This window comes from Bacillus sp. FSL K6-3431 (assembly GCF_038002605.1).
GTDB lineage: Bacteria > Bacillota > Bacilli > Bacillales > Bacillaceae_C > Lederbergia.
In genome coordinates this window covers 5,247,143-5,260,334 of sequence record NZ_JBBOCT010000001.1, presented here as the reverse complement: position 1 = coordinate 5,260,334, position 13,192 = coordinate 5,247,143, and the positions used below count along the sequence as shown (strand labels likewise).

The following is a 13,192-nucleotide window of genomic DNA, read 5'->3' as shown; positions in this document are numbered from 1 at the left end:
CTTTTATAGAGTATCAACTTTTTTCATAATCGTTTTATAGAATTCCATTCTTTCTCTTAAAAAGTGAAAGGTCATATTTTCCATATAATGTGTATCTGCATGCTTTCCCTTATTTCGCTTAAAGAATTGATTCCACTCTCGAAAAATATCTGTTGGATATATGAGTGCAGTTAAAAAAGATTTGTTTTCACGATATGGTAGTAGTTGGGGAAATCTAAACAATGCATCTTCCTTCCACTTTAGCGATGGTAAAATCCGATTGCAAAACTGTAGTAAATCGATAGAAGACGGAGCTATTGCAATTAAATCAAAATCTATTAGATTCAAATTACCTTTTACATCTCTAATAAAATTGTGGTCAGCCACATCACCATGGATAATACAGTGCGGTTCCTGCGTAAAATAAGATGCATTATTCTTCATTCGCTCTAGTGCCCATTCACCTGTATACGATAAATTTTGTAATGTCGGGTAATAATACGTTTCTTTATGCTGATTTATTAATTCATTAAAATCATTTAGTCTTCTTTTCCATTTAATAATTTGATTAAATTGTGGTATATCTTTAAATGAGGATGCAATTTGACTTGTTACACCATGAAATTTCCCCAACAATATAAGGGCTTCCTTTATATTTTTAGATGATTGGTAGTTAAAGTCATCTCCCTTTTTCGGCTTAATATATTGGATAAGGGCTAGTTTACGATTTTCCATGATCAGAGGCTTTGGATAAAAAGTATAGCTTCTATAAAATGCATGTTCCGCTAGTGCCGCTGTAAATGCCATTTGCAATTCAAGTTTTTCTAGAGAAGAGAACTCTTTCACTATCCATGCTTTATTCTTTCCCGAAAGCAACCAAACTCCTACTTTTATTTGTTTTATCCGTGTAAATGATGAATTTACGTTTTTTTTAATAAAAAGAAGGAGACGGTTAGAAAATCCGTCTCTCTTCAACTTTGCATGTTTATTCATCATCTTCCTCATAATCATCTGTTGCTGGGATTGCATATGTTCCAGCACCTTCAGGCATAACTGGGCCATATGAATATGGTGGGTACATCTGACGTGGCATAGGCATGTGATGCCCTGCATTTGAATACGGTTGAGGCCCACATCCGCAGTCTCCATGGGCAGGAGGCATTGGATATCCTCCAGGTTGCTGGGATGGTGCATAACCCGGCATTGGACCGTAGGATGCTGGTTGCACCTTACCATGTGCGGGGTATTGATTCATTCCCATTTGCGGATAATTTGATGACTCATCATCCCAATGCTGCCCTGTTTCTGGATAATGCATATCCGCCATTCCAGGCAATCCGGCTGGCTGTTGCTGCTGCGGATGCATCCCTTGTTGTGGTTGCATCATTGTTCCCTGCACTTGTGGTTGCGGCATCCATTGTTGTGGATGCATCATCATTCCCTGCATTTGTGGTTGCGGCATCCATTGTTGTGGTTGCATCATCATTCCCTGTACTTGTGGTTGCGGCATCCATTGGTGTGGATGCATCATCATTCCCTGTACTTGTGGTTGCGGCATCCATTGTTGTGGATGCATATGTTGAGGTTGATGATAGGGATAGCAAGGATCACAAGTTGGCATAACAGGTGGCATTGGGTAACAATAATCTTGATTAGGCATCTCTGGCATTACTGGTGATTCTTCTTCCTTCTCATGCTTAACGATAGGTTGCTGTGCGAGTGGTTGCTGTACTTGTGCTTGTAATTGACTCATGTTCATCATGTAGTAATTATTAATATCAATTTCAGATAGTGCTTGCGCCTGTGGCATTTGTGGCATCACCGGCTGATAAATTGTGTGTGGATGTTCTTTCGGTATTTCCTTTTTAATTTCTTTCGGCGGTTTTACTACTTGTTTCGGTACCTCTTTGTGCTGCACAAAAGGGTGCTCCATTTTTGGCATTTCTTTGTGCACCCCGTGAGGCACTTGAGGCATTTCCTTTTTCGGCGCCACGTTTCCTACAGGCACTTTAATTTTCATTCCAGGCATCACCATTTCTGGATTGGAGAGCTGTGCGTTCATTTTCTTAAGCTCTTCGAAATCTACACCATATTTCTGGGCGATTTTCCAAAGCGTATCACCTTTTTGCACGATATGGATCTTCACTCTATTTCCCTCCTCAGGCATAAGTCCATATAGTGTATGAACATATAGGCAAAATGCTAACATTCTTCTCAAAAACTTATGATCCATGTGATACAAATATGCTGAAACAAGCCTATTTATACGAAACACAAAAGAGAACCTGACTCCATAATGTATGTTAAAATTCAAGTATGTGAATATTTGATGTGATTGGAGGAATGAAAGAATGGGTACAGAATCTGAAAAAAAACTGTTAGGTGAAGAAAGAAGAGAATGGATATTGAAACTTCTTAAAGAAAGTCAGAGTCCTATTACCGGAAGCATGCTCGCTAAACACACACATGTTAGTCGGCAAGTTATCGTTGGAGATATAACTCTTTTAAAAGCTAGAAATGAACCAATTATTGCTACAAGTCAAGGTTATATGTATATGCCAACCCCCGAAACTAATAAGTTTTTCGAAAAAACCATCGCTTGTTTTCATCAACGTAATCAGGCGGAAGAAGAATTGAATATTATCGTTGATTTAGGTGTAACCGTAAAAGATGTAAAGGTCGAACATCCTGTCTATGGAGATTTAACTGCATCAATAATGGTTTCAAATAGGCAAGAAGTACAAGCCTTCCTCGAACAAATCAAGACAACCAACGCAGCCTTATTATCTGATCTAACATCAGGCTTCCACCTTCATACACTTACCGCTACAAGTGAAAAAACAATTCACCAAGCTGAACAACACTTAAAAACAGCAGGTATTCTAATTGAGGAAAACTAAAAAAGCTGAAGTGCACGAATGCACTTCAGCTTTTTATAAGCCACGCGATGGGAGTTAGTCTATGTGACCTTATGGTTCTTAGCATTCGTCATTACTTATTTCCAGAGAGAATAGTTCTTCCACCCAGATCATCCACCAGAACTCAACACATCCACCCGATCAACAAATTCTAACCTACGCAGTTTAATTAGCAATTCATCGAGGTCTATCGTCATATCAGCTACATCTAGAGTAAGGGTCACATTCGCTCTTCCTTGCAATGGAATCGTTTGATGAATAGTTAGTAAGTTACATGAATTAACCGCTACAATGCCAAGCAGTTTTGACAGTGCTCCCGGTTGATCTTCCAGGTAAAAAAACAAAGAGATAATTTTTTCCTTTACAATCTTATGAAAAGGAAAAACGGTATCTCTATATTTATAAAAGGCGCTTCGACTTAAGTCTACTTGTTGGACTGCATCCCATACAGAGTCGGACTTTCCATGATCAATCAATTCTTTCGCTTCCAACGTTTTCTTCATTGCTTCTGGCAAAACATCTTCTCTCACCAAAAAAAACTTATTATTTTTTTCTTTATTACTCACAATACCCTCCCCCAACTAAGAAAAGCGGAAGCACACGATAGGCGCTATAGTAGTTAGACACAGAGAAGCTTTTTTCAACTGTATCTCTATAAACTTACACATCTTTAAGAAAACTGTCAGCGCCTTGTTTATCCGCATAATAAATGATGTATAAATATATACGCTTAAAATACACATCACATAGATGCAAAATGGATGACGTTAGACGTAAGAAGAACTAATCTAGAAACTCAAACTCGTAATCAAACAATTTTACTGTATCTCCATCTTTTGCGCCACGCTGACGCAATCTTTCATCTACACCCATCGATCTCAACTGGCGTGAAAAACGACGTACTGATTCATCACGGGAAAAATCAGTCATCTTAAAGAGTCGCTCCAATTGTTCGCCACTTACAACAAAACTACCATCAGGTTCTCGCGTAATGATAAATTGATCACCTTCATTTTCATGTCGATAAATCACGCGATTAATTGTATCATCTTCCAATTGCTCCTCCACAAGAGGAAACTCTGGTGTTTTTTCAATTTGATCAGCAATTTCAAATAAGAGCTCGCGAAGACCTTGCCTCGTAACAGCTGAGATAGGAAAAATGGGATAATCTCCCGCTATTTTTTCTTTAAACACCTGTAAATTTTCTTGCGCTTCTGGCATGTCCATTTTATTCGCTACAATAATTTGTGGCCTTTCTAACAAACGTAAATTATATTCTTCTAACTCTCGGTTGATCGTCTCAAAATCTTCAATCGGGTCTCTTCCCTCCATACCCGACATATCTATAACATGAACGATTACCCTCGTTCTTTCAATATGACGCAAAAACTGATGACCTAAACCAATTCCTTCATGTGCACCCTCAATAAGTCCAGGTAAATCCGCTATAACAAAGCTCCTATTATCTTCTGTTTCTACGACGCCGAGATTAGGTACAATTGTCGTAAAGTGGTACTCAGCAATTTTGGGCTTCGCAGAGGATACGACAGAAAGCAATGTTGATTTCCCAACACTTGGAAAGCCTACGAGTCCAACATCCGCAAGCACTTTCAGCTCAAGAACGATATTCCTTTCTTGCCCTGGCTCACCATTCTCCGCAATTTCCGGCGCAGGGTTGGCAGGTGTAGCGAATCGTAAATTACCTCTACCACCTCGACCACCTTTCGCAATTACAGCACGTTGTCCATGTTCAACTAAATCTGCTATGACCTCTTTTGTATCTTCATCAGATACTACTGTTCCCGGTGGCACTTTTAATAGGAGATCTGTTGCACCTTTTCCATGTTGACTTTTTGACATACCGTGTTCTCCACGCTGTGCTTTAAAGTGACGTTGGTAACGAAAATCCATCAATGTGCGTAAGCCTTCGTCTACTTCAAAAATGACGCTCGCACCTTTACCTCCATCCCCACCTGCGGGGCCACCCATTGAAACATATTTTTCACGGCGGAATGCAACCATCCCGTTACCGCCATCTCCACCTTTAACAAACACACTGACCTGATCGACAAACATATGCACTTCACTCCATTCTGAGCCGTAACCTTATCACAATGTAAATATCGCCACTATCATTATTTCCATATCATCTATCTTGTTTAAGGAAATTTTATTAGGATAGCCCTTATTATATGTAAGCCACTGCTCTAACTCATCAACATTCTCTATTATTCCACTTAATTGAAAATGAAAACGAATTTCTTCACATTTTGTTTCTACAGTTAAAAATAGGTAATTATCATGAATTGGATGAAAAGATTGATTCAATTTATTAAAAAATAAGCTTAACCAACTTGTTAATCTTTTATCATCCAGTGGCAATGTTCCACGCTCATCAAGAATTTCATATTCCATGTGGAACGCATACCCTTCCCAATTATGTGTTAGCAGCATAATTGCGAATTCAGGTAATTTTAGATTTGTAAGTCTAGTTTCTTGTTTCATATTCAGTACAATTTCGTCCATGATACGCTCTGCTTGCTCTGTTTTCCCTAAAGAAATATTTCCTTTAATTAGCTGAAGCCTGTTAAGCCAGTCGTGGCGTACATGTTGGAGTACCTCGATTATGCTCCACTTATCACTCATTATTATATCCTCTCAGTCCATCTTCCATCATCTATACAGTATAACAGAAATTTAGGCAGATGTAATTTGCTGGATGAAGAATCAATAAAAAAAGCCCCAACCAATTAAGGTTAGAGCTTTAGACCTATAGAATACAGATCACATATTATGACCGAGATTCTTTAGTGTCTCGGGGATTAAGCTTCTTGAGCTTGTGGATATACACTTACTTTTTTCTTATCGCGACCTAGACGTTCGAAACGTACTACGCCATCAATTTTAGAATAAAGTGTGTCGTCACCGCCACGTCCCACGTTTTCACCTGGATAAATTTTAGTTCCGCGTTGACGGAAAAGAATTGAACCACCAGAAACAAACTGACCATCTGCACGTTTAGCACCTAAACGTTTAGATTGTGAATCACGTCCATTTCTAGTAGATCCTACTCCTTTTTTCGATGCGAAAAACTGAAGATCTAATCTTAGCATGTGTTCCACCTCCTATTTTTGTAAAATAACTTGTAAAGGATGTTCAAAAAGTCCAATAAAAAAGCGGCTCCACTCCTCACGCATTAAAAGCATACGTTACTAGAACATCTCAGCCTTTTATTCTCCTTTTTGAACACGCACTTGAATATATTTTTGATAATCTCGTTCAATTGTTTGTAAGGATATGACCATACCTTCCAGCAAAAGCTGAGCTTTTACAGAAGATTCTTCATCAAGCTGATTGGGTAGTATACATTTTAGATAGCCGCCTTCAGATTGTTCTATTTCCGGTTCTATCCCTGTTAAGGCAAACACAGAATTAATACTTCCAAAAGCTACGGCAGATGCACCTGCACAAACGATATCTTGTCCTTGTTCGGCAAAATCTGCATGACCTTTCATCGTAAATGAAGATATTTTCCCATCATCTTTCCTAGTTACGTGAACTTTAATCATAGGATCACCACATTATGCGTTGATTTTTTCAACGACTACTTTTGTGTAAGGCTGACGATGCCCTTGTTTTTTATGATAGTTTTTCTTCGCTTTGTATTTGAATACAACGAGTTTCTTTTGACGGCCTTGTTTTTCAACTTTAGCTGAGACAGAAGCTCCTTCAACAAAAGGGCTGCCCACTTTCACGTCTTCTCCACCAACAAAAAGAACTTTATCAAAAGTGAAAGAATCACCTTCAACTGCATCCAATTTTTCAATGTAAATTGCCTGGCCTTCTTCAACTTTAATTTGTTTTCCACCAGTTTCAATGATTGCGTACATATATTGCACCTCCTTAATAGACTCAGACTCGCCAAGGTAAGGTGCTTCGTCCGAAGACAAAATCTTATAAACCCATCTTGCGCGGTTGTAGCACGGGTGCTACATCTAACATAAAAATATTATCATGTTAGATGTATATTGTCAACTTCATTTAATAGTAAACATGCCAATACCGAATACTTTTAAAATAAAAAAATGAGGACTAGCTTTTTATCAGCGAGTCCTACACATAACTTTGATGAGATCTTTTTTACAAGTTACATCCTCCCAAGATGATCTTTTTTCCTTATTTATTCGTTTGCCTATTTTATTTTCGTGAGATAACATCTTTGTAATTGGCCTCTGCCTGCTCTTGCATTTCCCGAATAATTGTATTCACATCTTCCCCTTCAAATAGTGCCTTTTTAAAATCAATACCTTCCAATATTTCACTTTCATACGGAGATATACCTTTAATAGGCGCAGGTTCTAACTTGAACATTGCCTGCAAGTTTTTTTCTTGCAATACTTCATACGCTTCATGTTCAGTAAAAAACGCTTCGCGGACGTCTTCCGAAACGAGAGCGGTCACATTACCTTCGACAGCGGATTGCCATTTTTGGTAATCTTCACTTAAAAAATGAGACACGACTTGAAACGCTTCCTTGGGATGCTCCGTTTTCGTCGTTACAACGAAACCATTCCCTGGTTCGTTCGGCGCATATTCCCCATGCTCCCCACCCCAAACAGGATAGGTAACAAAGTCAAAGTTAATATCTGAACCTGCGTAGGAACGAGGAAAACCTCGGTCCACAACCATTGCAACATTTCCTCTTTGCATAAACTTAACAGGTCTATAGGTGAATACTTCCTCTGTCGTTTTAAAGTCATCAAAATTTGGTTGGGAACCAGGAATGGCGTAAATCTCTTGTAATGACTTAAGATACATCTCGAATGCTTCATTCCCTTTTATATTGGGCTTATGTGTGACAGGATCAATGAGCCGCGACCCCGGTACTTGCCAAAGCATAAAATCATATTCTCCGGGATGAAGACCGAGATACATTTTCCCATTCGCTTCCCCTGTGACTTGTGGAGCAAGAGCGATAACTTCCTCCCAAGTCATCCCATCAGTCGGGTAATCAACTCCAAATAAATCAAAAACATCTGGGTTATAAACCAAGGCATATTCAGGACGTACGAAAGGAAGACCATTTACTTCTCCCTCTTTGGATATACTTTTTAAATACTCTAATATATTCGGTTCCAAAGTGTTTAGATCGAAACCAGATTGCTCAATTAACGGGTTTAAATCCATTAGGAACTCCATCTCATTATAAAATTCAAGTTCACTCGTCATAATAATATCCGGAAAGACTTTCTTAGCGAATAATTCCTCTATTTCTGATGAGCGGGCCTGAACATGCTCCAATGTAATATTCTCGTATTGTGCCTCGATAGGTTCTTTAAAATTGCGCTTAAATACTTCATCCTCCCAGTGTGTCATCATTAATAATGTAACCGCCTCTTGTTTTACTTCTTCTACTTCTTTTTTAGTATCCTTTACCACATCCTCTGAATTACATGCTACTAGGAAAAAAATTAAGAACAGGGGAAAGATGAATTTTTTCATCGCCTTAGCCATTATTTTGCCTCCTTCATTTCAAGTGGAATTTGAAAGTTATCCCTTTTAGAGGATGTAAAAAAAATCCGGTAAAAATGACACGGCGAATTTCTTCGTTAGTATTAAAAGCAGGAGGAACTTCCCTTAAAACCGCCACGTCCTGTGGGCAACACGGAAGTCAGTACTTCCTGTACAAGTCCGTAACTCAAAGCTACGCCGCTTTGAACTTCTTGGCCCAGTCCTTTTTATCCTCCTTTTGAACACTCACTTTCAGACATTATAAATTTAGCGGCACCGCCTTCCTTCACAACATTATTTGGAATGGAATGACAGCGCCTCTCCCGGCCTCATCTTAATATCATAGCAATTGAAGGCTACGGACGATTTATCAAAGGTGCAATCATCTGATAAATAATAATATTCGCAAAATTTCGGCATCATCAATGTTATTTCTGTTTCACGCTCAGCCTCTAGCTTCCCAGAAAATTGTCCAACTTCATAATCCCAGGAGAATGATATTTTCCCAGTCGTAAAACGCATGTTGCGAACTTTTCCTCGTTTCCATTTCGATGGAACAGCCGGCAACAATTTAACGAGCGATGGAGAAACATAAATGAGCATTTCTTGGACAGCGTTAATCCACCCTATATTTGCATCCAATTGAACAGGAGCAGTCTGTGAATTCATACAAATACCCATATCACGCCAATCATTGTGTAGTGTAAAAAAATTATTTAATATACAGGATCGGGCTAAAATATCTAAGCATTCAAGCGATTTATCTCCATCGCCAAGACGCGCATAAATCGCGGCCATATGGACGAGCGACCATCCTGTTTGTGCCCCGATTAGCCGTTTTTTAACAGCCTTATCAAAAGCTGCAAACAACTCAGGATCTTCTTCTCGCGTAAATTCTTGACCAGGGAAGATTGGATAAATATGTGACATATGACGATGATCATATCGATCGTCAAAATCAGGGTGCATCCATTCTCGAATCGCTCCATCTTCATTCACTTGGTATGGCGGAATTCTTTGCAACATCTTTTCCCATTGCTCTATCTCTTTCAAATCTTCACCAACGATTTGATTTCCTTCAATTAATTGGCTAAATAATTCCTTTATAATCGCGAAATCGACAGTTGCATTTATCGTTGTCGGCATTGGGTGTGCTAGTTGTTGCCCATCTTTTGGCATATAATTTTCTGGTGTATTTTCGGGCGAAACGGAAGGATACATTTTGTAACTTCCATCATCACCAAGCACCAGAAAATCTTCGTAAAACAATGCAGCCTCACGCATAAAGGGCAACACCTTCTCCTTTAAAAACGTTTCGTCACCGGTAAACAAATAATAGTCATAAAAATGTTTTGCTAACCAACCCGCTGCTCCCGTCCAGTTCATAATGACGGGAACGACTTGATTTGGAACCCCAATCCCAGGAGTAGTTCCAGCAGGAATAAAAATTCCACGGCAACCATATAGTTTTTGAGCATTATTTCTGAAATCATCCATCATCTGATCATAATAATCGAACAAGGCGGGAACAAACTCAATCAATCCGCCGACGTTAGCATGCCAATACATCATTTGAATATTTTCATTGGCCATATTATGACCCCACATTAATCGATAATCACCAAACCATAATCCATATAAGCCCATAGGCTGACCTTCTGGCCTCGTACCGGAAATAAATAAATATCTTCCATACGCCCACATCTTTTCAACTAATGAAGTCGGTGCTTCCCCTTTATACGCTTTAAGAAGTAGCTCTTCATTAGAAAGCGGCTCGTCAGCATCCTCTAATTCAATAACCGAAGAACGATATAGATTACCATGAATTTCAGCATGACGGATTAGAAGTTGCTCATAATTTAGCTCAATATTGATTAACTCGTTTTTCAACCGATGCCATTCTTTCTCTCGTTGACTTTTGATGAATACTTTTACTAAAATAAGCACTTTTTCTGCATCTGTAAAATGAATGCGTCCACATTCATTTATTATTTGCCCCCCAGTCGGAATGACACGGAGAACAGCTCCAAAATCAGTTCCATCGTCGTTTTTGGCGGCATAATAGAAATATGGTGCGTTTGCTATAATTTCAACAGACTCTGGCAGTGCTGGGTATTTATCGGATATTTTCCCACTTTCACTGTCGTGGAGAGCTAATTGAACGCCACCTTGAACGCGAGCATTTTCTGACGTAATCTCATAAACAATAAGATTGTCTGCTCTGGAAGCGAATAAGTTCCGTTCGTATGTTTTCCCCCCATCTTCCCATTTAACCGTCACTTCACCCGTTTCCATATTGAGCGTTCTGTTATAATTCCGAAAGGCGTTGCTGCAGGGCATCGTTACCTTCAATGCGCCAAGTGGCAGTCTAGATGCTAATCGAGTGTCGTACCCATTTTCTTTTAAGGCATTTGTTAAGTTCCAGCTTGCTGTTTGATACTCCCCTTTTGACATCATCTCTCTCGTTTCTGCAAGAGTGTTGCTGACGTCCGGGACTTCATGCTTTCGTCCTAAATGCCATAATTCCTCGTGATTTAGAAGAATCGTCTCATCTTTAATACCTCCGTAAACCGCAGCACCAATCTCCCCATTTCCAGAGGGCAATGCCTCTCTCCACATGTTTTTCCACCATGAGGCTGGATAGTTTAACATTAATTTGTTCCTGTCATTTCTAGTATTATTCATCTTTTATCATTTCCACTTTAGGAGGATGAATATAATCTTGATATCGATCCTTAACCATCGCTTCTTCGGTGTTTCCTTCATGAAAATACATTCGATAGTTATAGAAAATAGATTCACCTTTTCCTAGTAGCAGTCCACCCTGAAAATATAAATTATTGGGAGCGATGAGTCCATAATTGCGAATATGCCAGTAGGTTGGGAATTCAGTTGTATTCGGATCTTCAAACGTAGCTATACCAAGCGTATGTCCATCTACATTACCGTGATAGTCGCACCAAGGTGCACTTTTCCCCCAACACTCTTCTTCACCGACAGAACCGTATGCATTCACAATTGTTCCGCCATTATCCACGCTCATCGTTTCAGCAACCCGAATACCTAGCGGACCAGCCTCCTTTGTCGCCCCTAGTTCAACCCGTCCGTAATCGGCGCTTAACATAAACGACATATCAATAATACGAGCATGAGCTGGTGTATTGTATACTGTTATCGTACGGCGATCTCGCATGAGTGATCGACCTTTAAAGTTCGTCCACTCCGCTTCAGATACAATGCTCGCAAAAACTGGACCGGCGCTCTTTTTTTCAATATAATCGACTTTTTGTTTCCCATATATTCCTGACGGTTCATTCCAAGCATCAACTCCGTTTATATCTCCAATCCCAAGCCATACCGAACGATGGTGTGGGTGCTCGGTCGTCTCAAAATCAAGCCGGGTGTAGCTTTTCCCATAAGGTCCATTAACTGGGCCAAGGAAAGGCTTGGCTAGCGTTGGATCTGTGTTAAAGGACGTTGCCAACTGTCCATCTATGACAATATCAAATTGATTTTCCTTTTCACGAAGTTCAACATTCCTTGCATTTGATTTGGCATTTGATTTGACATTTCCACCAAAACTGACTGTATAGGTCATCGTTTCATGTGCGCGTAGATCTTGAATGATCCAATAAATCACATACGCATCAGCCTCTTCCGTACATTGAACGCCTACCATATTACCACTTTCATCATGCATTTGAACATCAGGTAACATAGTATTATTTATTAGTGATTGCGCTTTCAATATTTGGAAAGAAACAGGACAATAATTTCGATCATGATTTCCCGCTTTTACTTGTAATTTAATCTGAATTGACATTCACTTTACCTCCTTGAACATTTGACCAAGTATTTTTTACAAATTGAAGAGATAAAGCGCTCGATTTAGCGATCGAAGACGAGCTACATTCTGCAGAAATCAATCCTTGATACTCTGCCTCCTGCAAAACAAGAAAAAGCTTCGAAAAATCAATCGATTCTTTGCCCTCCATTTCTCCCGGAAAGCGTCTTTCACGATCAGAAATATGCACATGTGCAAGCCATCCATTTTTTGTAGCTTTTCTTAAAATATTGAACGATTCTTTCTCTATATCCATATGGTAACTATCCGCCAATATTTTGATATGGGGTAAGTTCAATTCTGTCGCTAGTAACACCGCCTCCTCCACTGTATTGATAATGTTGCTTTCTCCTTTATTTAGCGGTTCAATGGCAACGGTAAGCCCGTATTTCTCACCATATACATTACAGCATCGTAAAAACTGCTTGATTTGTTCTTGGCCACGTTCCCTAGAAAACCCATCCGGGACTGTACGAGCTGCTCCACTACCGAAAATAATTTGTTCTCCTCCAGCCGCTTGGACCCGTTTCATCGCTAAATCCAGAAAGTTTTCCAAATCACCTTCTGATACGTTCGGGCCAGTCACCTTCAACTGAGGAGGAATAAAACTATTAAACACCGGTATGTTGAGAGATGATTGTTGGATCACCTGTAACGTTTCCATAAACTCCTCTTCTGTCAATTGTGAAAGGGATTGGACGGTTAGTTCCGCGAATTCATACCCATTTTTCTCTAACATCGCTAACTCAACTTGAAGTTGTTTCGCTATGTTCGTCTTTTCTCTCTTTCCTTTTGTTTGAGGAACAAACGAACCAAGTACTAGACAGCAACCAAATTTAGTTTTCATCTGTTCCATTCTCCTATTCTACTTGTTTATGAGTGAACTCGTTTCAGCAAGCTGAAACATCGTGGAATCACCTGGGGTTCTTAAACCCTAAAG

The 13,192-nt window shown here is 39.5% G+C and carries 13 protein-coding genes and 1 other annotated feature; of the genes, 1 reads left to right on the top strand and 12 read right to left on the bottom strand.

Annotation, left to right across the window (positions count from 1 at the left end):
* Positions 1–3: 3 nt before the first annotated feature.
* A complete protein-coding gene (locus MHB53_RS25005; protein ID WP_340923846.1) occupies positions 4–1,008 on the bottom strand; it encodes a phosphotransferase in 1,005 nt (334 codons plus the stop codon).
* Positions 965–2,125 (bottom strand): SafA/ExsA family spore coat assembly protein, encoded by a 1,161-nt coding sequence (safA, locus tag MHB53_RS25000; protein ID WP_340923843.1) that lies wholly within the window; start codon positions 2,123–2,125, stop codon positions 965–967. The genes MHB53_RS25005 and safA overlap by 44 nt, the downstream gene beginning before the upstream one ends.
* A gap of 205 nt (positions 2,126–2,330) precedes the next feature.
* On the opposite strand from safA, the gene MHB53_RS24995 reads away from it, so the two are divergent.
* A complete protein-coding gene (locus MHB53_RS24995) occupies positions 2,331–2,879 on the top strand; it encodes a transcription repressor NadR (RefSeq protein WP_340923840.1) in 549 nt (182 codons plus the stop codon).
* Between the two features lie 128 nt (positions 2,880–3,007).
* Here MHB53_RS24995 and MHB53_RS24990 read toward each other — a convergent pair whose 3' ends face one another.
* The 10 genes from MHB53_RS24990 to MHB53_RS24945 all read right to left on the bottom strand — a co-directional run bounded on the left by MHB53_RS24990 (position 3,008) and on the right by MHB53_RS24945 (position 13,099).
* Entirely contained in the window at positions 3,008–3,463 is a 456-nt protein-coding gene (locus tag MHB53_RS24990) for an ACT domain-containing protein (RefSeq protein WP_340923837.1), read from the bottom strand.
* 217 nt (positions 3,464–3,680) lie between these two features.
* Entirely contained in the window at positions 3,681–4,973 is a 1,293-nt protein-coding gene (gene obgE / locus MHB53_RS24985) for a GTPase ObgE (RefSeq protein ID WP_340923834.1), read from the bottom strand.
* A gap of 33 nt (positions 4,974–5,006) precedes the next feature.
* Positions 5,007–5,543, bottom strand: a complete 537-nt coding sequence (locus MHB53_RS24980) for a Spo0B C-terminal domain-containing protein (protein WP_340923831.1) — start codon at positions 5,541–5,543, stop codon at positions 5,007–5,009.
* Between the two features lie 176 nt (positions 5,544–5,719).
* Positions 5,720–6,010: a 50S ribosomal protein L27 gene (gene rpmA, locus MHB53_RS24975; protein ID WP_340923829.1), complete on the bottom strand. Its 291-nt coding sequence runs from the start codon at positions 6,008–6,010 to the stop codon at positions 5,720–5,722.
* Between the two features lie 117 nt (positions 6,011–6,127).
* Positions 6,128–6,466, bottom strand: a complete 339-nt coding sequence (locus tag MHB53_RS24970; RefSeq protein WP_340923827.1) for a ribosomal-processing cysteine protease Prp — start codon at positions 6,464–6,466, stop codon at positions 6,128–6,130.
* 12 nt (positions 6,467–6,478) lie between these two features.
* Complete coding sequence (gene rplU / locus MHB53_RS24965) at positions 6,479–6,787, bottom strand: 50S ribosomal protein L21 (RefSeq protein WP_340923824.1); 309 nt, start codon at positions 6,785–6,787, stop codon at positions 6,479–6,481.
* A 14-nt stretch (positions 6,788–6,801) separates the two neighbouring features.
* Positions 6,802–6,884, bottom strand: a sequence feature (ribosomal protein L21 leader region).
* Between the two features lie 210 nt (positions 6,885–7,094).
* Positions 7,095–8,411, bottom strand: coding sequence for an ABC transporter substrate-binding protein (locus MHB53_RS24960; protein ID WP_340923821.1), 1,317 nt, complete (start codon positions 8,409–8,411; stop codon positions 7,095–7,097).
* A 291-nt stretch (positions 8,412–8,702) separates the two neighbouring features.
* Positions 8,703–11,060 (bottom strand): glycosyl hydrolase family 95 catalytic domain-containing protein, encoded by a 2,358-nt coding sequence (locus tag MHB53_RS24955; protein WP_340923818.1) that lies wholly within the window; start codon positions 11,058–11,060, stop codon positions 8,703–8,705.
* Between the two features lie 25 nt (positions 11,061–11,085).
* Entirely contained in the window at positions 11,086–12,231 is a 1,146-nt protein-coding gene (locus tag MHB53_RS24950) for a DUF6807 domain-containing protein (RefSeq protein ID WP_340923815.1), read from the bottom strand.
* Complete coding sequence (locus MHB53_RS24945; RefSeq protein ID WP_340923813.1) at positions 12,215–13,099, bottom strand: sugar phosphate isomerase/epimerase family protein; 885 nt, start codon at positions 13,097–13,099, stop codon at positions 12,215–12,217. Before MHB53_RS24945 ends, MHB53_RS24950 begins: the two co-directional genes overlap by 17 nt.
* Positions 13,100–13,192: the final 93 nt, after the last annotated feature.